Annotated in this window: 17 protein-coding genes; 8 read left to right on the top strand and 9 right to left on the bottom strand. The window is 45.9% G+C overall.

The window, feature by feature from the left end; translation table 11 throughout:
• The first annotated feature begins 21 nt into the window (after positions 1-21).
• A complete protein-coding gene (locus tag IEY13_RS20200) occupies positions 22-1,449 on the top strand; it encodes an arylsulfatase (protein ID WP_188955606.1) in 1,428 nt (475 codons plus the stop codon).
• Between the two features lie 86 nt (positions 1,450-1,535).
• On the opposite strand, the gene IEY13_RS20195 is transcribed toward IEY13_RS20200, so the two are convergent.
• Genes IEY13_RS20195 through IEY13_RS20185 form a run of 3 tightly spaced genes read right to left on the bottom strand, consistent with a single transcriptional unit; the run spans position 1,536 to position 3,587 of the window.
• Positions 1,536-2,636, bottom strand: coding sequence for a bifunctional methionine sulfoxide reductase B/A protein (locus tag IEY13_RS20195; RefSeq protein WP_229687931.1), 1,101 nt, complete (start codon positions 2,634-2,636; stop codon positions 1,536-1,538).
• A gap of 54 nt (positions 2,637-2,690) precedes the next feature.
• Entirely contained in the window at positions 2,691-2,972 is a 282-nt protein-coding gene (locus IEY13_RS20190) for a hypothetical protein (protein WP_188955604.1), read from the bottom strand.
• A 6-nt stretch (positions 2,973-2,978) separates the two neighbouring features.
• Positions 2,979-3,587, bottom strand: a complete 609-nt coding sequence (locus tag IEY13_RS20185) for a sigma-70 family RNA polymerase sigma factor (RefSeq protein WP_188955602.1) — start codon at positions 3,585-3,587, stop codon at positions 2,979-2,981.
• Between the two features lie 139 nt (positions 3,588-3,726).
• Here IEY13_RS20185 and IEY13_RS20180 point away from each other — a divergent pair, with 139 nt between their 5' ends.
• Positions 3,727-4,476 carry a superoxide dismutase gene (locus IEY13_RS20180; protein WP_188955600.1) on the top strand — a complete coding sequence of 250 codons (750 nt, stop codon included), beginning with the start codon at positions 3,727-3,729 and terminating at the stop codon, positions 4,474-4,476.
• Here the strand turns inward: IEY13_RS20180 and IEY13_RS20175 are convergent.
• Entirely contained in the window at positions 4,457-5,155 is a 699-nt protein-coding gene (locus IEY13_RS20175) for a DUF6250 domain-containing protein (protein WP_188955598.1), read from the bottom strand. The genes IEY13_RS20180 and IEY13_RS20175 overlap by 20 nt on opposite strands.
• 71 nt (positions 5,156-5,226) lie before the next feature.
• A complete protein-coding gene (locus IEY13_RS20170; protein WP_188955596.1) occupies positions 5,227-6,930 on the bottom strand; it encodes a polysaccharide lyase family protein in 1,704 nt (567 codons plus the stop codon).
• A gap of 117 nt (positions 6,931-7,047) precedes the next feature.
• Here IEY13_RS20170 and IEY13_RS20165 point away from each other — a divergent pair, with 117 nt between their 5' ends.
• The 4 genes from IEY13_RS20165 (at position 7,048) to IEY13_RS20150 (ending at position 14,823) form a co-directional block, all read left to right on the top strand.
• Positions 7,048-9,492, top strand: a complete 2,445-nt coding sequence (locus IEY13_RS20165) for a glycoside hydrolase family 31 protein (RefSeq protein ID WP_188955594.1) — start codon at positions 7,048-7,050, stop codon at positions 9,490-9,492.
• Positions 9,493-9,716: 224 nt separating this feature from the next.
• Positions 9,717-12,827, top strand: a complete 3,111-nt coding sequence (locus IEY13_RS20160; protein WP_188955592.1) for a SusC/RagA family TonB-linked outer membrane protein — start codon at positions 9,717-9,719, stop codon at positions 12,825-12,827.
• A 25-nt stretch (positions 12,828-12,852) separates the two neighbouring features.
• Positions 12,853-14,352 carry a hypothetical protein gene (locus IEY13_RS20155; protein ID WP_188955590.1) on the top strand — a complete coding sequence of 500 codons (1,500 nt, stop codon included), beginning with the start codon at positions 12,853-12,855 and terminating at the stop codon, positions 14,350-14,352.
• 123 nt (positions 14,353-14,475) lie between these two features.
• Positions 14,476-14,823, top strand: coding sequence for a cupin domain-containing protein (locus IEY13_RS20150; protein ID WP_188955588.1), 348 nt, complete (start codon positions 14,476-14,478; stop codon positions 14,821-14,823).
• A gap of 98 nt (positions 14,824-14,921) precedes the next feature.
• Here the strand turns inward: IEY13_RS20150 and IEY13_RS20145 are convergent, their stop codons facing one another.
• Complete coding sequence (locus IEY13_RS20145; protein WP_188955586.1) at positions 14,922-17,300, bottom strand: 3-hydroxyacyl-CoA dehydrogenase/enoyl-CoA hydratase family protein; 2,379 nt, start codon at positions 17,298-17,300, stop codon at positions 14,922-14,924.
• Between the two features lie 445 nt (positions 17,301-17,745).
• Between IEY13_RS20145 and IEY13_RS20140 the strand changes: the two genes are divergently transcribed.
• Together IEY13_RS20140 and IEY13_RS20135 are read left to right on the top strand one after the other, a co-directional pair.
• The gene (locus IEY13_RS20140; RefSeq protein WP_188955584.1) at positions 17,746-18,471 is read left to right on the top strand and encodes a helix-turn-helix domain-containing protein; all 726 of its coding nucleotides are present in this window, start codon (positions 17,746-17,748) and stop codon (positions 18,469-18,471) included.
• Between the two features lie 67 nt (positions 18,472-18,538).
• A complete protein-coding gene (locus tag IEY13_RS20135) occupies positions 18,539-18,904 on the top strand; it encodes a VOC family protein (protein ID WP_188955582.1) in 366 nt (121 codons plus the stop codon).
• Between the two features lie 151 nt (positions 18,905-19,055).
• On the opposite strand, the gene IEY13_RS20130 is transcribed toward IEY13_RS20135, so the two are convergent.
• The 3 genes from IEY13_RS20130 to IEY13_RS20120 all read right to left on the bottom strand — a co-directional run bounded on the left by IEY13_RS20130 (position 19,056) and on the right by IEY13_RS20120 (position 21,516).
• Entirely contained in the window at positions 19,056-19,700 is a 645-nt protein-coding gene (locus IEY13_RS20130) for an outer membrane beta-barrel protein (RefSeq protein WP_188955580.1), read from the bottom strand.
• Between the two features lie 62 nt (positions 19,701-19,762).
• The gene (locus tag IEY13_RS20125; RefSeq protein ID WP_188955578.1) at positions 19,763-20,398 is read right to left on the bottom strand and encodes an outer membrane beta-barrel protein; all 636 of its coding nucleotides are present in this window, start codon (positions 20,396-20,398) and stop codon (positions 19,763-19,765) included.
• Positions 20,399-20,631: 233 nt separating this feature from the next.
• Positions 20,632-21,516 carry a PorP/SprF family type IX secretion system membrane protein gene (locus IEY13_RS20120; protein ID WP_188955576.1) on the bottom strand — a complete coding sequence of 295 codons (885 nt, stop codon included), beginning with the start codon at positions 21,514-21,516 and terminating at the stop codon, positions 20,632-20,634.
• Positions 21,517-21,532: the final 16 nt, after the last annotated feature.

The raw sequence follows: 21,532 nt of genomic DNA, 5'->3' as shown, positions 1-21,532 counted from the left end.
CCTCTGAACTGGTATAGTATTATGAAGCGTAAATTATTGAGTGGCCTGCTGCTGGGTGTGTTAATTGCCGGCCAGCTGCAGGCACAAAAGAAGAGCGGGGATAAACCCAATATCATTTTTATTCTGGCCGACGATCTGGGCTATGGTGATGTAGGTTGCTATGGCCAGCAAAAGATTCAGACACCGCATATTGATGCTCTTGCCAAAGGGGGCATGCAGTTTACCGATGTATATGCAGGCACTTCTGTTTGTGCGCCATCACGCGCCAGCCTGCTAACTGGTATGCATACAGGCCATACACCTGTACGCGGTAATAAGGGTATGAAGCCGGAAGGCCAGTTTCCGCTACCCGATTCATCCATAACCATTGCTGCGGTTTTACAAAAGTGTGGTTACCAAACCGGCACCTTTGGTAAATGGGGCCTCGGCTTTCCCGGCTCTACCGGCGAACCCACACAAAAAGGTGTAGAAACCTTTTACGGATATAACTGTCAAACCCTGGCACACAACTATTATCCCGATCATTTATGGAGTAACACTACCCGTGTAGAGTTACCCGGCAACCGTACGTCAGACTCTGTGTATTCGGGCGATCTGATTCATCAACATGCTTTACAGTTTCTGGCTACACAAACCAGGGAGAAACCTTTCTTCCTGTTCCTGCCTTATACCTTACCGCATGCTGCACTCTATGGCCCGCACGATAGCATTTATCAATATTACGTAAAGCAATTTGGCGAGCCTGATGCAAAGCCTTCAGGCAAAACCCAGCACGATGACTACCGTTTTGAGCCACAACCGCACGCAGCTTTTGCCGCCATGGTAACCCGCCTGGATGCTTATGTAGGTGATATTGTGGCGCAGGTGAAAAAGCAGGGATTGGAAAAGAACACGCTGATTATATTTACCAGTGATAATGGCCCGCATAAAGAAGGTGGTGCCGATCCGGTATTCTTCAACAGCAGTGGACCCTTCAAAGGCATTAAGAGAGATTTATACGAAGGCGGTATACGTGAGCCGTTTATAGCCAGCTGGCCGGGTGTAATAAAAGCCGGTTCACGCAATGCTACACCCGCTGCTTTCTGGGATATGTTCCCCACGTTTACAGAACTGGCAGGCGCACCCACAGGTAACAGAACAGATGGCGTTTCTATAGTGCCTTTGTTTAAAGGAAAGTCTTTACCGGCACCACATGAATACTTCTATTGGGAGTTTCATGAGTCTGGCGGCAGACAAGCCGTACGTTATGGTAAATGGAAAGGTGTAAAGCTGAACGTAAATGCCAATGATGATGCACCGATAGAGTTATACGATCTGGAAAAGGATAAAGCCGAAACACAGAACATAGCTGCGGCACATCCGGATATAGTAGCTAAAATAAAAGCGTTTATACAACAGTCGCATGTGCCGGATGCCAACTGGCCTTTACTGGCTTCTGAGAAAAAGTAGCAGGCGATTTATAAAAAGATGGCCGGCTCCAAAAGGATGCCGGCCATTGCTATTGGGGGTATTCATCTATCCGTTGGTCCGTGCTATTAATGTGTCTTCTTCAACCTGTTTTTAAACAGCTTTTCAAACTTCTCCACTTTAGGGCGTACCACCATGCGGCAGTAACCTTGCTCAGGATTCTGCTGGTAGTAATTCTGGTGGTAATCTTCTGCCTTGTAAAACTTGTCAAAGGCAGTTACCTCTGTAACTACAGGCGAATCCCATATATGCTCCTTATTCAGAGCGGCGATAATTTCTTTTGCCTTTTGCTCCTGTTCCGCATTGCGGTAGTAAATAACAGAACGGTATTGTGTACCCACATCTGCACCCTGCCTGTTTAAAGTGGTGGGGTCGTGTACGGTAAAGAATACTTTCAGAATCTCGTCCAGAGAAGTCTTGCTTTTATCGTACGTCAACTGCACTACTTCTGCATGCCCGGTAGTACCGGTACAAACCGCCTTGTAAGTAGGATTAGGTACTTCGCCGCCAGCGTAGCCGGATTCTACTTTAATAATACCATCCAGTTGCTCATACACCGCTTCTACACACCAGAAACAACCACCACCCAGGGTAACTGTGTCAATATTGTTGGCAGGTGCTGCTGTAGCCGCGGGTGTTTCCTCACCTGCTTTTACAAACTCCAGCGATACAGAGTTTACGCAATAACGCTGACCGGTTTCTGTTGGGCCATCATCAAAGATGTGACCGAGGTGACCACCACATTTACCGCAAAGTATTTCAGTGCGGCGCATGCCGTGTGTGTTGTCTTCGTGCTGGGTAATTTTACCACCGGCTATCTCTCTGTCAAAGCTGGGCCAGCCGCAGTGAGAATCAAATTTCATATCATCTGTAAACAGTTCGTTACCGCAGGCGGCGCATTTATAAACACCTTTTTCCTTGTTCATCAGCAGTTTGCCGGTAAACGGTCTTTCTGTTCCTTTCTGGCGCAGAATATAATATTGTTCCGGCGTCAGTTGTTCTTTCCATTCCTGCTCAGTCTTGTTAATCATGGTGTTATTATCTGTTTTCATATTATTCGTTCGTTGTTTTGAATGGGCGGCAGATTGACTGCACCCTGTTATTGCCTGTGCTGCCAGCAGTACTACTGCCAGCGTTCTTAAGTACCATCTTGTGTGTCGTTGTATCATCGGAGTAGGTTTTATTTCCTTAACACCTATATAGACGCAACTGTATATAAAACCTTACAAATGCTTCGCTATTTCTTCCTGCATACGGGCCTGCGTTTCAGGGGCCAGGGTAAAGGGGGCGGGGTGATCGTGCATTTTTTCGTGGCAGGATTGTCCCATTTTCTGTAACCGGCGCGACTGCTTTACAAAACGGCGGCAGATGCCACAGATGAACAGATGAAAAAACAGCTTTGTTTTTTCGCGGGAAGTAAGCTTGCCTTCTTCCTTTTTTACCGCGAGAAAAGTGGCATCCTCGCAGCTGTGTATCATCCTGTGCAGAAACGATAGTAAGCGCATGTGTTATCAGCTTGATTGTAAAAACCAGTTCTTTTCCAGGCAATTACGCATCAGCAGCTTTGCGCGGTGAATAATAACCCAGTAGTTAGACGTGGAAATGTTAAATTCCTTACAAATTGTATCTGCCTCCTCATTATCCAGAAAGCGGGCCGTGAAAACCGGTACCAGCTTTTTAGGCATTTTCTGAATGCAGTACTGTAAAACAGCATAAAATTCATTCCGGTTCAGCGCTTCATCGGCGCTTCCATGCCATTCCTGCGGCAGGGTTTCCGGCAACCAGTGGCCGTTACCGGTATCAAAAAACGCTTCGGAAAAACCATGCTGCGTATCATCTATATATTCCGTAACATGCTTCAGCACATCCTTTTTGCGGTAATAATCAACAATTTTGTTTTTGAGTATGGCGGCCAGCCAGGTTTTAACCGAGCTGTTCTGCTTAAAAGTATCTCTGGCTTTAATGGCGGAGATAAATGTCTCCTGTACCAGGTCTTCCGCTGTTTCCTTATTGCCTACCTTTAACAGCGCTATCGAAAACAGATAGTCGCCATACAGGTTTACCCATTGTGCGGGGTCGGAAGACGAGGTGCTCATATGCGGGTAACGGTCTTCAGGCACTGGTTTTGCTTTTTCTGATGTGAATAATCCAAAAATAGAGAAAAAAAGACCGTCTTACCGAAGATGGGGCCAGGAATGGCTAATTTTGAATAGGTTAGATGTAAGAATGCTTTTAATAACAAACCAATAGGCAAACTTTATGGAAAGAAATACTACCAATCGGAGGGAGTTTTTGAAGCAGGCTGGAATGGCCGGTGTGGCAACAGGTTTATCTTTTACCGTTCTTTCTTCTTTTGGCAAAGGCTATGCGCCTCTGGCAGATAACATAACTTATAAGCAGCAACCGCTGCCGTACGATTACAAGGCGCTGGAGCCTATTATAGATGCTACCACTATGGAGTTGCATTATTCCAAACACGGTGCCGCCTATGCCAAAGCACTGGGGGAGGCTGTACAGGCAGAAGGGGTGAACACCGCCAGTACCTCACTGGAAAGCCTGCTGGGCAATATTTCCAAATACTCCACCAAAATGCGTAACAACGCCGGTGGCCAGTTTAACCATGAAATGTTCTGGAAAAGCATGGTAGCTCCCACCTCTGCAGGTACCAAACCTTCCGGTAAACTGCTGGCAGCAATTCAGAAAGACTTTAACTCGCTCGAAGCTTTTACCGCTCAGTTTACTGATGCCGGAAAAAACCGCTTTGGCAGTGGCTGGGCCTGGCTGGTTGTAACCAAAGACCACAAACTGGTTGTTGGCAGCACCCCTAACCAGGACAACCCGCTGATGGATGTAAGCGATTTAAAAGGTACGCCACTGTTAGGGCTGGACGTATGGGAACACGCTTACTACCTGAAATACCAGAACCGCAGACCCGACTATATTAACGCCTGGTGGAATGTGGTAAACTGGAGCGTGGTAGAAGAAAGGTTTAAGGCAGCGCATAAATAACCACATTGTCTATAGCCTGCCGCGACTTTGTGGAGCGCAGGCCAAAATAGCCGGTACGCAAAGGATTTGGATCGGTGTAGAAAAAATAACGTTCTCCATCGATCCAGAAGCCGGTTGTTCCGTTTTCCACCACTGTTTTTACATGATAGGTTTTATTGGCCTGTAGCAGGTGCATGGCATCTGTAAACTCCTGTAAAAGGGTACGTTCTCCTGTACCGGGATACTTTCTGAACCGGGTGGTTTTATTGGTATTACCACCCATACCCACATAATACAGCTGTAAAGAATCATAGCTTTCCAGCACACCATTACGCGTAAACAGGTTGGCATTGTGCGGATCGCTGGCTGCCCAGAACTGGTTAAGATCAGACACCCTGTCATTTACACCACTATCCATTAACACCGTACGATCATATTCAATAGCATAGTTGCCGGTTAAAGGCACATTCAGCCATACGGTTACACCGCCTTTGGTATCCAGTATCAGCCTGCCTTTTTCAATATATACAGAGGAACGCGGCTGGGGTGCTATTTCTGCAATCCATTTGGTACTGTCCAGCGTGGCGGCCTCAAAATCATCGTGCCATACAATGGTGCGTTTGGTGCTGGTATCCTGCGCATTCAGTATATAACCGCAAGTGCATATCAATATCAGAAGAAGGCTAAGCTGTTTCATCATTATTCAACTGTTTTATGGTGTTCCAGGATAACATACTTATCACAAGCTTCAGGCCGGATGCGCTTCTGCCTTTACTCTGCTTCCAGTTTAATAGCATCATACATAATACCGCCACCGTTTTTAACATCCGGCAATTGTAGTGTGATGGTGTTATTGCCGGATGTAAGCAATTTGCTATCAAAAGGTATTTCCAGCAGCTGATAATACCCCCCTGCTACGGCACTGCGGTAAACGCTGGCATCATTGCCGGGTTTATAAGTGCTTACCTGCCGGCCGTTTACCAGTACGCGTAAAGTGGAATTTTTAGCGGCACCTGCAATGGCAATGGTAAGGGTTGCACCTTTCTTATAGTTACGGGTAAGGGGGAAGTGTATATTCCAGTTGCCGGGTTTGGTTTGTGCGTAATACCAGTCTGCTACCTGGTTTTTACCAATGGTAAAATCAAGTGTGTCCGGCACCAGATTAAACAGTCCGTATTCACGGCTATGATTACTCAGGTTAAAGCCGCTTGTAGTTCTGTCTGCAATGCCCAGCTGCCATAGCGTTGCGCCATGTTTTACCGGTTGCCATAACAGGCTGCCTGTGCTGGTAGTGGTATGGGCTTCTACGGCAATGCCTGCTTTGGTAAACTGCTCCGTTTGGTTACAGCCGTAAGCATATAGGGTATACTGCCCGGCGCGTACATGCGGCAGGCTAAAATTGCCCTGCTTATCTGTTTTGCTGTAATAGATATAGCCGCTGGTTTGTGCCTGCCAATCGTACCCGGGTGCAGCCAATATTATATTTGCCCCGGCGGCAGGCTGGCCCTGTAATAACAGTGTGCCGTTAACCGTTCCGCGTTGCAGTGGATAGTCGGGGTGTTGCATCCATATATAAGGCCATTGCGCTATTTCCTGCGTGGCCTGTTGTTTGGCATTCGTCCATAGGGCATCAGTACTGCTGCCTTCATTGGTATATAACAGAAAGGGGCCATCTACCTTGCGCCAGTCGCCGGTTATTACATCATCGCTTTTACGCTTATCACTTAAAAAGTGGCCGCAGTTAAACATACATATCAGGTAAGGCGTAGCGTGTACATTCTGGTATTGTTTGGTGGGGCCACCGTTCAGGTATTCATGGCTGGCTTGTATTACAAACAGGCCCAGGCCAGACTGTGTACCTGCCATGCCGTGCACGTGCCGGTCTGCTATATAATCTGCATAATTGTACTTGGTATATACCGTGCCGTCCGCCAGCCGGTAAGTCCAGTCCTGTATTTTACTACTATCTGTAAGCGATGCCATAGGCGGCATAGGGCCTTGTATGCTGTCGCGCACCAGATGGTAGTTGAACAGGCTTTCATTGGCACCGATGCCCCAGCGGGTTTGCCCATATATGCCTGCGGAGTCACCCGCTTTATGGCTTTGTACCAGGTAGCAGTAAATGCCGGAAACATTGGGGCGTATTATGTAATGCAGACTGTAGTGGAAATGGTTGCTGGCTGCATGGTCAAAAGCAATCTCTATCAGGCTGTCTGTTTTTCGTAACAGGCTGTACGTACAGGGGCTCATAGAAAAGCCTGGCCCCAGCAGGTAGCCACGCCCTTTTTTGCCTAACAGACTGGTGCCTTTATGATTTACAATAGCAGTAAGGTCTGCCGTAGTGGTATTAAAACTAAAGGCAGCCAACTGGTTCTGCAAGGTTACAGTATTGCCATTGGTGGCAACCGTTAACTGGGCATTTCCTGTTGCTCCATAAAAAAGCAGGGAGGCGATGAGTGCAAGCTTTGGTAACATAGTCTATCAAATATCAATAGAATTTACAGAAAACCATCCTGTAGCTACAGGATGGTGGTTCGTGCCTGTTTTACTACATTGTGTTTCATTATTTGCTTGTAAAAAAAGAACGATTGCATGTACAGGAATCTGATAGCAACGATTGCGTTACTTCTCTTCTCAGTTATTACCCACGCGCAGCAGGCCGGCAATTATAAAGGCGGTTATACCCGGCAGAGCAATACCCTTACTTTTCCTGCAAGCGGTGGAACCCTTCGTCTGGAACTGTGTACACCCGGCATGTTTCGCATACGATACAGCTTTACAGGCGCTTTTGAAGCCAATGAGCCTTATATGGTTACCCGTTACCTATGGCAACCGGTAAGTGCTACGGTAACTGAAAAACAAGACCGCTTTGTAATTGCTACCGGCCAGCTACAGGTACTGGTGTGGAAAGCAGGTATGAAAGTGAATGTGCTTTCTAAAGAAGGAAAGGTATTGTTGAATGAGCAGGAGCAAACCGCAGGCGCCTTTAAGCAGGACGATACGGTGGGTTGTGTAAAACAGCTACAGGCCGATGAACATGTGTTTGGCTTTGGCGAGCGTATGGATTTTCTCGATAGACGCAGCAAGCATATTAAGCTGAATGTAGGCCGCGGCAAAGGGCTACCTCATGCCGTAGGCGCTTATAATATTCTGGAAGCCAACTACTCACCTGTGCCTTTTTTCATCAGCACCAAAGGCTATGGCTTGTTCCTGCACAACGCTTTCCCCTCTGAGTGGGATATGGGGGCAGCCAACATAGGGCAGTACAGTTTTAAGGCAGAGGGAGGTGAGCTGGATTACTACTTCATCTACGGCCCCAGCTTCGGCAGCATCCTAAACGGATATACCTCCCTTACCGGTAAAGCGCCACTGTTACCGCGGTTTGCTTTTGGCCTGCATGTGGGTACGTATTCCGGCGGCACCTGGGGGCACGAAGCGCTTACCAGCGATGCCTATGTAATTGCACTGGCAAAAAAGCTGCGCGATATGGGCATTCCGGTAGATCTGCTGTGGCTGGATAGTACCTGGCGCATCTTTGGTGAAGTAGGTGGCAAGGGCGCTACCTCTTTTGAATGGCGCGAAACGTTTAAAGATCCTAAAGGCATGTTTGATAGCCTGTACGCCATGCATTATAATATGGTAGGCTTACACCTGCGCCCGCGTTTTGATAATGGTAAACAGCTGAAACTGCTGGATACCGCACAGCAATTAAAATATACCTATCCGGAAGAAGGATATGCAGGAGAATTCGTAAACTTCTTTGATACCAGTGCGGTAGACTGGTGGTGGAAACATGGCGTGAAACGCGTAGCTGATATGGGCGCTATGTTCCTGAAAACAGATGAAGGCAGCGCGTTTGGCGGACTGGCCAATGAGAGTGAAAAAACAGGCCCTACAGGTAAAAATATTCCTGCCCTGCACAATGTGTTTCCACTGGTATATGCCAAAGGTGCGTTTGAAAAGTTTCAGACACACAACGGCATAAGAGGGCTGAACCAGACCCGCGAAGGCTTTGCCGGTATACAGCGCTTTCCTTTCATCTTCGCAGGCGACTGGCCAGGCGAGTGGCAATACTTTGCCCCTGTTATAAAAGCAGGTTTGAATATCGGTTTGTCCGGCGTAGGCCAGTGGTCGCACTGCATGGGTGGCTTTGAGCACCCCGCCGATCCCGAGTTGTATATCCGCTGGTGCCAGTTCGGTTTCTTCAGCCCTATAGCACTGGTGTTTGGTATGGACCATCCCGGGTATAAAGAGCCGTGGAACTACGGCCCGGATGCTTTACGCAACTTTCGTAAATACGATTCATTACGGTACAGTCTGTTACCTTATATCTACAGCAGTGCCTGGCAGAACCACCAGACAGGCATGCCTTTAATGCGTGCGTTGGTGTTGCAATATCAGAACGATGAAAATGTATACGAAATAGGAGATGAGTACATGTTTGGCGATAACCTGCTGGTATGCCCGGTAACTACCAAAGGCGCACAAACACGTAGTATTTACTTACCGGAAGGTGAGTGGTTTAACTACTGGACAGGCAAACAGCATAGCGGTAAGCAATACGTACATGTGGTAACACCACTGGATAGTATGCCCATATTTGTAAAAGCCGGAGCCATTATTCCTTCTCAGCCGGCAATGCTGTACTGCGATGAAAAGCAGGTGCAGGAGATTACCTGGGATATTTACCCGGGCGCCAACGGCAGTTATACTTTATATGAGGATGATGGTAAAAGTCTGCAATATCTGAAAGGCCGGTATGCTGCTACCCATATCAGTACCACCTGGCAGAATAAAAAGGTAACAATACAGATACCCAGGGCGGTGGGTGGCTATCAGCCGCAGGAACATGGCTATTTGCTGAAGTTGCATGTAGCAGCCAGGCCTGAGTCTGTGGCAGGAAACGGAGCGCTGTTACAGGAGGCAGACAGCAAGGCTTTTACCCGGGAAGGGTGGTATTACGATGCCGGTGAAAAGGTATTGTATATAAAACCAAAAGGAACTAACAGGACGGATATGGTTGTTGCGGTATTATAAAAACACACCGGAAAGAATGTAAAAGACGCCTCACGGCGTCTTTTTTTTGGCTAAAAGAGGACGTATTTGATTTGTTTTCATGTGTAAAAAAAGTTCTGTTTTGATTTTACAAGTGTTTCTTTTCGTGTTTGTTGTCTACTAAATCGAATTATTTGTTAAATAATTGCTTGGAATGGGCATTTTTTAATTATATATTTAATTTCTGTAACTAAAACTAAATGCACATGAGACGACTTCTAACGCTGTTAGTGGTACTAGGCATGTCTTGCCTGTCCGTATCAGCACAAACCCTCCTTAAAGGCAAAGTATTGGCAAAAGATGGTAAGCCTATTCCTTCTGCCTCCGTTTTAATCAAAGGAACTTCCAGAGGGGTTGCAACAGCTTCAGATGGTACTTTCACTGTAAACATTCCACAGGGAAAAAAAGAAATTGTAGTAAGTGCTATCGGGTATGAACCAACAGATGTGAAACTGGATGGTACAACCGACATTACGGTAGTACTGGCTGTTTCTGAAGTTACTTTAAGCGAGATTGTGGTGTCTGGTGTGGCAGCAGCCACCTCCCGCAAGCAGCTGACTGTATCGGTTACCAAAATAGGCGAAGACAGGCTGAGTGCTACGCCAGCTTTATCTATGTCTTCTGCACTATCCGGCAAAGTGGCCGGTGTACGCAGCAGTTCCGGCTCAGGCGCGCCGGGCGGCTCAACCGATATCCTGTTGCGTGCCGATAATAACCTGAACCTGGTGGGGTCTGGTCCGTTGATTCTGCTGGATGGGGTTATTCTGAACGGTAATATCAGCGATATTAACGTAGATGATGTAGAATCTATGGAAGTGGTAAAAGGTGCGGCAGCCTCTTCTTTGTACGGCTCACGTGCAGGTAATGGCGTTATTTCTATTATCACAAAAAAGGGTAGCAAGCTGGCTGCCAATACCACTAAAGTTACCATTCGTAATGAAGTGGGGTTTCAGAGCATTGCTAAAAAGCTGGAACTGGCAACGCATCACCCCTATAAGCTGGCAACCGATTGGCAGCAATATCAGGGGCAGTATACCAAATATGCAGGAGTTACTTATCCCAATGGTTACATAGGTGCTGGTTACAATCCCGGCATTGCTGGTAACAGAGCTATTGATGATGATCATTTTCTGGATAATCCATTTGGTGTTACGCGTAATCAGCAGGATGAGTTTTTTAAAACCGGGGTTAACTATACCAACTTCGTAGGGGTATCATCCCGGTCTGGTAAAACCAGTATCTATACCTCTTTCGAAAACAACTCACAGGAAGGTATTATCCAGTTTACGCAAGGATATAAAAGACAGAACTACCGTTTTAATCTGGAGCATGAAATAGCACCATGGTTAAAACTTACCACCTCTAACCTGTATATTAATACTACCTATAAATACCCGGGTAACGGAGCAGGTACTTTTTTCAATATTGTACTGGCTGAGCCCGATGCAGATTTAAAAGCCCTGAACCCGGATGGACAACCCTATTACCTGCGCATTAATCAGTTTAATGGCGAAACCACCAACCCTTTATACAATCTTTCCAAACAGCAAAGAGATGATAAAACCAGAAGGTGGATTGGTAGCTATGGTGCCAATGCAAAGTTTACTTCCTGGGCTAACCTGGATGTGCTTCAGACGCTGGAAATTGAAAACTATCGTTATACCAGCTATTATCCAAAAGATTACTGGACGCCTACAGGTGGTACTGCTGCAACTAACGGCATGTCTTACACCAACGGTAGTATGGAAAAGTTTTCCAGCGAAACCAAAACAGCCAATACACAGGTAACCTTAAACCTGGCTGAGAAGTTTGGTGACCTGAGTGTAAGAGGTCGTTTGTCTTATTTATATGAGAACAGATATTATGAAGACTACAGAACCTCAGCTTCGCGCTTCGTGTATAAAGATGTACCTCGTTTTTACAACTTCAGCAGCATTACTTCCTCTGACTCTAAAATAGAAGAAGAGAAAGCGCAGAACTACTTTGTTGCGTTAGGGCTGGGTTGGAAAGAAAAAATTCTGTTTGATGGTATGTATCGTTATGATGGTTCCTCCCTGTTTGGCCCTGATGCAAGATGGAATTCTTACTATCGTTTGTCCGGTGCTTACCGTATTTCGCAGGATGTCAGAATTCCGGGTATTGATGAACTGAAAGTACGTGCCGCTTATGGTACTGCCGGCATACGTCCGCAGTTTGGATGGATTTATGAACGTTATACCTTCAGTGGTTTGGGCCAGGCAGAAGCTGAATGGAAAAGCAACCCATTACTGAAGCCGTCTAAAACCGCAGAAACAGAAGTAGGCTTAAATGTAGACTTCTTAAGAAAATTCAGCTTTGAGGCGGTTTATGCCCGCTCAACCACTTCCGATCAGTTTATTCAGCAAAAGCGGCCTCCGTTTGTAAACCAGGGTTTTAAAGGACAGTATGTAAATGGCGGTACAGTTAAATCCAATACATTGGAACTGAGCCTGGGAGCCAGATGGATTACCCAGAAAGACTTCTCCTGGAACTCTAACGTAGTATTCTCCAGAATCAGACAAAGAATAACAGACCTGCCGGTTCCTCCCTACCTGTTTGGTAGTACAGATGGTGGTGGCAACCAGATGTTTTATGTGCGTTCTAACGAGCAATATGGTGCTATGTATGGGTATGATTGGGTAAGAACCCTGGATCAGATGGCAAAGCAATTGCCTTCCGGCAAAGCTATTGGCGATTATGTGGTTAACTCTGATGGGTATGTAATTGAAAAAGGTACAGAAGGTACTGCCAATGAAAAAGCAGTGGTGCTGAAAGATGAGCAGGGCAATAACTGGTATGGAAAAATAGGCGACGGTAATGCGAAGTTTAATCTGGGTATTGCCAATACGCTTACTTACAAAGGAATCAGCCTGTATTTTCTGTTTGATGTAAAGAATGGGGGGGATATTTATAACGCCAAGGGGCAATGGATTACCCGTGACTACCGTAACAAAATTATGGATATGTCTGGTGTACCCGACGGACAGAAAAAGACATACGATTACTATATTAACTTCTATAACACCAACATCATTAACAAATACTGGGTAGAGAAAGGCAGCTACGTTAAACTGCGCGAGCTGGCTATTGGGTATAGCTTCTCCAGAAACCTGCTGGATAAGGCTTTCAAAGGTGTGGTAAAAGGCGTTTCTGCCAAAGTGATTGGCCGTAACCTGTGGACGATTACTGACTATACGGGGTACGATCCTGAAGTGGGTAGTTTGCGCGAGCCCTATGACGGTACTTATAAGTACCCCAACTTCAGAAACATTGCCTTCTCTCTTGCATTTGATTTTTAGTATTTGTTCATTCAAAATTGTAGTTATGAAATTTAAAATAGCGGGTCTTTTCCTTATAGCATCATCCTTATCAGTGTTGCAAAGCTGTAAAAAGGATCTGGATGTGGTTAATAAAAACGAACCTGATTTTCAGCAGGTATATGCCAGTGGTGATGATCTGGAAAGTCTTACTTCCAACTTATATAATACCATTTATGATGGTACACATATGGCAGGAGGCGTTGCGCCTATGCTGGCTACTGCTGCCGATAACGTTTCCTGTTCATGGGGTAACTATGCCATGCGCGACATGTCGTGGGAGCCGCGTAACAATGCATGGGTTAATACCGCAGCGTATTCTTATAACACACAAACGTACGATTACTTCAATAAAATGTATGCAGCTATTAACACCGCTTCTAACGTGTTAAAGGCTATTGAGGGCGGAACTAATATTGGGGCTGCAGGTGCCGGTAATGCCAGAGCAAGGGCCTTTAGTAAGTTTATTCAGGGTGTGGCATATGGTAACCTGGCATTTGTGTTTGATAAAGCTTTTCTGGTAGATGAAAAAATAGATATACCAGATGCCACCGTAGCAGATGCCATTCCGTACGGGCAAATTGCAGCTGCGGCCGTAGCGTATCTGGATACAGCTATTGCCATAGCCACTGCTAATTCATTTTCTGTTCCGCTGAGCTGGCTGGGAGCGGAGGCTGACTTTTCCAGTGCTGATTTTGTAAAACTTTGTAATACACATGCAGCCCGTATTTTATCGTATACCCCAAGAAACAAAACAGAACTGGCAGCCGTAAACTGGGCAAAAGTAAAAGCTTATGCAGATGCCGGTATATCCAGTGATTTTAATGTGGTAATGGACAACTATGCCAAATGGTATGATGAGGCGGGTGATTATCTTACGTATCAGGGCTGGGGTGTTACAGATATGTATGTGGTGCATATGATGGACCCTGTAACACAGCCGGCGCATTGGGATGATAATGCCAGCTTCCCGTATCCACCGGTATCCACCAATCCTGCTGATAAGAGATTGTTGTCCGATTTTGAATATGTGTCTTCTAACTGGTTTCAGGTGGCCCGTGGTTACTATCATTTCAGCAGTTATCGTAGCAAGCGCTATGATGCGTTATATGTAAATGCAGATGCCGCCAAAGGTGAAGTGATGAAGGCGGAAAATGATATGCTGCGTGCGGAAGCCAGAGTGTATACCAATGATCTTGCCGGAGCGGCTGCTATCATCAATACCAGTACGCGTAAAACCAGGGGACAAATGGCAGATGTTGCTGCCGACCTGAATGCGCTTGTACAGGCTATTCATCATGAAAGGCATGTGGAATTGTATGTTACCGGTTTTGGTATACAGTTTTTTGAAATGCGCAAGCTGAATCTGTTACAGAAGGGTACCCCACTGCACCTGCCTTTACCTGCTCAAACGCTGGAAACTTTTGGCGAGGTGGCTCCTTATTATACTTTTGGAACAGTAGCCAAAGCAGATGGCATAAACGTGTCTAACGCAGGCTGGAGATAATTAACCAGTGTTTAAATCTATATTGCATCGGGGCCATATCCGTTAGGGTATGGCCTTTTGTTTTCTGCGCGGGTTTGTTGTTACCTTTGGCGTAGTTTGGCAATACAGGTAAACCTATAATATATGCAACAGAATACCACAAAAGCTTTTATAGAAGATGCTTCATTGGATTGGCAGGATATGGGCGGTGGCGTAAAAAGAAAAATCATGTGTTATGATAACCGCGTAATGCTGGTGAAGGTGCAGTTTGAAACAGGTGCCGTGGGTGCACTACACTCCCATTTTCACACTCAGATTTCACAGGTGGATAGTGGTGTATTTGAAGTGGAGATTGCCGGGGAGAAGAAAGTGCTGAAGGCGGGCGATGCTTTTTATGTAACGCCGGATGCGGTGCATGGGGTGGTATGCCTGGAAGCGGGCATGCTGGTAGACGTTTTCAGTCCTATGCGGGAAGATTTTATAAATCAGTAGTAGTGTGATCAATGAATATTGCATAAAAGGAGGAAGCCGTTACACTGTAACGGCTTCCTTTGTTTTCTCATGTGTATCTATAACAAGTAACTAACGCACTAATTTCTGATAGGTCTTCCGGTTTTCAGTACGGCCTGAATACGCTCCAGGGTTTTCCGTTCGCCGGATAAACTTAAAAACGCTTCCCTTTCCAGGTCAAGCAGATATTGTTCACTTACCAGGCTTTGTTCGCTCAGGTCGCCGCCACACATCACATAAGCCAGTTTGCGGGCTACCAGTGCATCGTGGTCGGTTGCGTAATTGCCACGCCACATACCGTTAATGCCTGCATAAAGTGCACCCAGGGCTGAACGGCCCAGTACCTTTACATCAGTTCTTTGTATCGGGGTTTGATAACCACTATCATACAGCTCTATAACGCTGCGTTTAGCCTCGGCAATTCTTCTTGCCTGGTTCATTACTATTTCATCATGGCCTTTGCGTAAAATACCCATATCCATGCCTTCATGGGCGGAAGTCGCCACTTTGGCGGTAGCAATCGAAAGGAATCTATTCTTGAGCGTGATGGTTTCAGGCTCATCTTCATGCATCTCGTCAGCAGCCCGCAGGGTAAACTCTTTGGTTCCACCACCACCGGGAATTAAACCTACACCTAATTCAACTAAACCGATGTAGCATTCGGCAGATGCACAAATTTTGTCGGCATGCAGGTTCATCTCGCAACCACCTCCTAAAGTAAGGCCATGCGGTGCCACCACCACCGGAACAGAAGAGTAGCGTACCCGCATCATGGTATTCTGAAACTGGCGTATGGCCATATCCAACTCGTCAAACTCCTGCTCCACAGCAAACATGAAAATCATACCCACGTTGGCACCCGCACTAAAGTTGGGGCCGTCGTTGGCAATCACCAGTCCCTTAAACTTTTCTTCGGCAATGCCTATGCCTTTGTTCACCGCTTCCAGCACCTCACCGCCAATGGTATTCATTTTTGTGTTCCATTGCAGGGCTGCTACACCGTCACCAATATCATACAGAGCCGCATTGCTGTTTTTCCAAACGGTTTTCTCTTTATAGTTAGAGAGAATGATAAAGGATTCGCCACCCGGTAATGCTTTATAAGCTTTGGTGGCAATGTCGTAGTACAGGCGTTTGCTGCCTTCTACTTTGTAAAAGGTTTGTGCACCCGCTGCCTGCATGTCTTTTACCCAGGGCGCTACCTGGTAGCCTGCTGCTTCCATTTTAGTAATGGTATCGGCCACGCCCAGTACATCCCAGCTTTCAAACGCGCCTATTTCCCAGCCAAAGCCGGCAATCATGGCATCGTCTAAACGGTACAGTTCATCACTGATTTCAGGAATGCGGTGGGAGATGTAAGAGAACAGGGCATAATGGAAATGACGCAGAAACTCTGCCGCCTTATCCTGCCCGGAGGTTAATATTTTTAAACGTTGCTTCAGGCTTTCTACCGGTTTGGCCGTTTCAACTGAAGCAAACTTAGGTTTGGTGCGGGCTTCGTATTCCAGTGTTTTCAGGTTCAGCACCAGAATCTCTTTTTCGCCGCCGGAACCTTTGGTCTTTTTAAAAAAGCCTTGTCCGGTTTTATCGCCCAGCCATTTATTTTCTACCAGCTTATCCAGCCAGGAAGGAATAGCAAATACCGCTTTAGCCTCATCGTCAGGGCAGTTGGCGGCAACGCCTTTGGCCACATTTACCAGCGTATCAATACCTACCACATCGGCGGTACGGAAGGTGGCAGATTTGGGGCGGCCTATCAACGGTCCTGTCAGCGCATCCACCTCATCAATAGTAAGCCCCAGCTTTTCCATGCTGTTAAAAATGCTCATGATGCCAAACACACCTATACGGTTGGCAATAAAAGCAGGGGTGTCCTTGGCCAGTACGGTGGTTTTACCAAGAAACAGATCGCCATAGTGCATCAGAAAATCCACTATTGCTGAATCGGTGTCTTTGGTAGGGATAATTTCCAGTAAACGCAGGTAACGTGGCGGGTTAAAAAAGTGTGTGCCGCAGAAATGTTTTTTAAAATCCTCACTACGCCCTTCGCTCAGCATATGAATAGGAATACCTGATGTATTGGAGGTGATAAGCGTACCTGGTTTGCGGAACTGCTCCACACGTTCGTACAGCGAGCGTTTGATGTCCAGGCGTTCTACCACCACTTCAATTACCCAGTCGTATTTGCTGATCTCTTTCAGGTTGTCGTCGAAGTTACCGGTAGTGATATTCTTTATCACATTTTTAGAGTACACCGGTGAGGGGCTGCTTTTAATAGCGGCCTGTAAGGCATCGTTGACAATTTTGTTTCTTTCCGCAGGCTTAGTGCTTTCCGTTGCTTCTTTAGGCACAATGTCCAGCAGAAGCACCTGCACGCCTGTTCCGGCAAAGTGACAAGCAATTCTCGAACCCATAACGCCACTTCCTAATACTGCTACTTTTTTAATCGTACGTTTCATGGTCTTGCGTTTAGAAAATTCCCGGCTAAATAATAGTTAGCTATGCAACTAATTGCTATCGAAGATAAAAAGTATTTCTGAACGCGGGGCCAGTTATATGCTGATTTTTTTGGGAGAGTTGTGTAGGGCTGGTATACTTCATTTATTATTTTACTTTGATCTGATAACCATAGGGTTGTCTGATAAGAAATAGCTGTTTTTTTCGAATGTGATCTGTTTGCATCGGGGAGGCTGCTGTTGTGCCTGTAGGCTGAGGGCGTCCGATAGGCACAACAACCAGAGGTTTTTCTATATCAGTTTCATATACCAGTGTAAACGGCAAAGCCAGGTGTTGCAAACAGTGCATAGCTTTGAAGGTGTGTTATGAATTATTTAACTGTAGTGAACCTTGACTGCATGATAGACGCGCTGTGTTATTTAGCCATTAACGGGTAAATTTGTGAAGATGTACACCGAACACCAGCCGCATATAGCCCTGCGCAATTACATAGATGCTTACTGGACGGTAACCACCGGCAGGCTGGTACAACCTGCGGTTAGCCGCATTTTGCCGGATGGTGCGGTGGATCTTATCTGTAATCTGGGAGATACCGTTTTTTCCGGGCAGCAGGTAGAGAGGTTGTGGCCTGAGCAGGTGTACCTGGTGGGTACCATGACTACTTATACGGACAGCTGTGTGCCTGCATATTCACGCCTGGTGGGTATACGTTTCAGGCCGGGTGCTTTTGCTGCCTTTTATAGTATGTCTTTAAGCGGCACCGCAGATGAATGTATATTGTTTGAACGTGAGCTGCTAAATCTGAAACTGGCGGAACAGGGGTTTACAGAGCGTTTGGATCAGTATTTTCTTCGCCGCCTTTCCAAACAGTCGCTTTTACTACAAGAGATAATTGGTAGTATAATTCAGCACAAAGGAAATATGCGGGTAGGGCAGCTGGCGCAGGAGCATTATCTCACCCCGCGTAGGCTGGAGCGGCATTTTAAAGAGCAGGTAGGGGTAAGCGCCAAAGCTTTTTCTGGTATTGTACGTTTCCGTGCAGCCTGGCATAAGATGCGGTTAACACAGCATGTTGACATGGCTATGCTGGCAGAAGAATGTGGTTATTATGATCAGTCGCATTTTTCTAACGAGATTAAACGTTATACCGGCCTGCCACCTGGTGCACGGTAATTTTGTCGCTTTTTTCCAAAACAACAGGGGCTGAGGACTTGTAATTTTGCTAACTAAATAAATAATTATGCTGGGATTAAGAACTGTTATTTACTACGTACCGGATATGGAAAAGGCAAAAGCCTGGTATAACGCGGTGTTTAATGCAACCCCCTACTTTGATGAACCTTTTTACGCTGGTTATAATATTGGTGGATATGAACTGGGCCTGCAACCCGAACAAGGTGGCAGCGCTGTTAAAAGTGAAAACGTGCTTACCTACTGGGGCGTGGAAGATATAGAAGCTGAGTTTGCCCGTATTATAGCACTGGGCGCTACTGTTCATGAGGCGCCAACGAATGTTGGGGGAGATATAGTAGTAGCAACTGTTAAAGATTTATGGGGTAATATTATTGGTTTGATATATAACCCTACATTTGGAAAGGAGGCTTAAATGGCCTTTTTTTTAAACCCTGAACAGATGGATTGATTATTGTGCCACTGCTCTTTTTTGAACTTCTTTTAGGTTGTTGGCAGATAGGATAATAAAAGGCCGGAGTGTTGTTAATTACCCAAACTCCGGCCTTTTTAAGAATCTAAATAGCTTACCTGCCAAACACAAACCGTGCACCAATACTTACCGAACCTACCTGGGCAATACTACTTAAATTGCTGCCTATGCCAAATTCTTTCGTTTTGGTAACAATGGGGGTTGCTGTTGATTGGGTTGTTGTTCTTGATTGGCTATAATCTGCAAAGAAGAGATTGTTTAATAAAATCTCCAGTTGAAACTTTTTGCTTACGTCGTATGCAAAGCCGGGAGAGATTCCCAGGGTAATATCAAGCTCTTTTACATCATACAGGTTGGTGAGTTCACGGGTGCCTTTGGTATAATTCCCATTAAGTGCTTCCTGGGCAAAGAAATAAAATCCTTTTCCCATAGGCTTGTATTGACGGAGATATACACCCAGGCCATATGTGTTGAGATCATAGTTCAGGCCGGTGTTTTCGGTTTTAGAATGACCATAGTTGAGGTTAATACCCCACATGCTATTTTCGGCATAAGCAAAGCCGATGCTGGGTGAAATAAGAAAACTATTCTGCTTCACCTCCGGATCGGTACCGTATTGGTTGGACGTGTTGTTGATATTAATAAGACCGCCAACATAAGCTGAACCTTTGCTGATTTGGGCGGAAACTGAAATTGCTGTACAGGCAGCTATAGCTGAAAGGAGTAATATTTTTTTCATGACTTTTTGGTTAGTTATTCTGAGAAATAACATCAGTAACAATGTGTAATAATTTCATAGGGCTATCTGCCAAATGCAAAGCGGGCTCCTATGTTTATGGCGTTTACCTGTGAGAGGTTGCTTAAGCTGCTGCCGGCGCTCAGGTTACTGGCTTCCCGTATTACTCCGCCAGATTGTTCTACTTTATTATGGCCATAGTTTGCATATAAAAGGCCGTTGAGCAAAAGCTCTAATTGAAATTTTTTACTGATATCATAGGCAAAGCCTGGAGATAAGGAAAGGCCGGTGTTGTAGGTATTGTCTTTACTTGAGTTGGCTGAGTTGCTTTTCCCATTGTTGTAGTAAAAAACCAGAGATTCCTGAGCAAACAGATAACATCCTTTTCCCAATGGCTGATACTGTCTTAGAAAAGCTCCAATGCCATAGCTGTTTGAACTGTATTTGTCGTTGCCTGTTTTTGAAGTACTGTTTCCATAAGAAAGCAGCAATCCCCATACCCGGTTTTCTTTGTAAGCGAAACCCATTGAAGGGCTCAGGTTAAATAGAGTTAGTGTGGTTTTGTCGCCGTTGTCTGGCCTGGTAGTGGACATTCTGAAGCCTGCATTGCCACCCAGATACGACGATCCTTTACTGATTTGTGCCGATGCGGCGAGTGCAGTACACAATGCTACTGCTGATAAGAGTAGAGTTTTTTTCATAACTTTTTTGGTTAATGATTCGGGTGCTAAAATATATGCATTTGAATAGGAACGGTAGCCGGTAATCCAGTTTAACAATAAGTTGTATCGTATGCAAAAAGGTGTTAATTGTTGGTTTTGCTGTCACGAAATTGGTTTTCCATATTTACTGTAGAAATTGTATAGCCGTTTGTCCTAAAAAGAAAGAGCCGTATCATAAGATACAGCTCCTTTTATGGGCCGGGGGAAGGGAACTATTTTTTTCCGGAAAAGGATACACCCAGTCCTATTTCATATTGGTTACCCTGGCCTTGTCTGGTATTGGATACATAAGTAAAGTTGGCTTCACCTATATTATGCAACATCAGTCCTACCGTGCTGCTGATGCTGCCGGAATGCTGCCATATGGCGCTTACATGCACCAGCTCGCTATACACAGCCTGAGCACCGGCGCCAAATATCCAGCTCTCCTCGCTGAAGAAGCGCGCAGAAAGCAGGGGTTTGATTGCTATCTTTTCGCCGGTGGTAAGGGTGTAACTGGTCATCAGGTTCAGGGTTTCCAGATTGGTTGCTTTTTCGTTTTCCTTATTGTTCAGCCATTTGCGCAGGTTAAAAGCAGCTGCGCTGAATGAAAAGCCGTTGTTCTGGTAAACAGCGCCAAAGTCTCCGTCCATCTGCCAGCCTTTGTCGTTAAAGGCTTTGGCAGAAGGGTCGTATAAACCGCCGGAAGTAATAACAGCATTATCCAGCTGCTGGCGATAGCCCGTTAATGAAAAACCCAGTTTCAGCTGATGTTTGTTTTCTCCCAGCTTTATTTTGTAAGCATAGCTGAGTTTGGCCAACGTGCGTTTTAGTACACCGCTTTTGTCAGACGCAAACTGAATACCCGCGCCGGAATGCGCGGCAAAAGGCAGGTCCGCTGTAAACTGCGTTAAAGTAGGTGCGCCTTCAAAACCAATCCAGCTGTGGTTTACCAGTCCGTAAAAGAAAGCGTTTTCCCGGCTGCCCGCATAGGCAGGGTTTGCCAGATAGTTATTCCGGTAAAAGCGGGCAACCGGTACGTTGGATGCCTGCTGTGCCGCTACGGGCACCCATTGGGTGCCGCAGAGGAACAGTAAAAATGTAATATACTTTTTCATAACTGATTGCTATGTG

The organism is Filimonas zeae (assembly GCF_014641615.1).
GTDB classification, from domain to species: Bacteria; Bacteroidota; Bacteroidia; order Chitinophagales; family Chitinophagaceae; genus Filimonas; species Filimonas zeae.
Note: the sequence above shows the minus strand (reverse complement) of the source record. Positions and strands in the feature narration are given on the sequence as shown.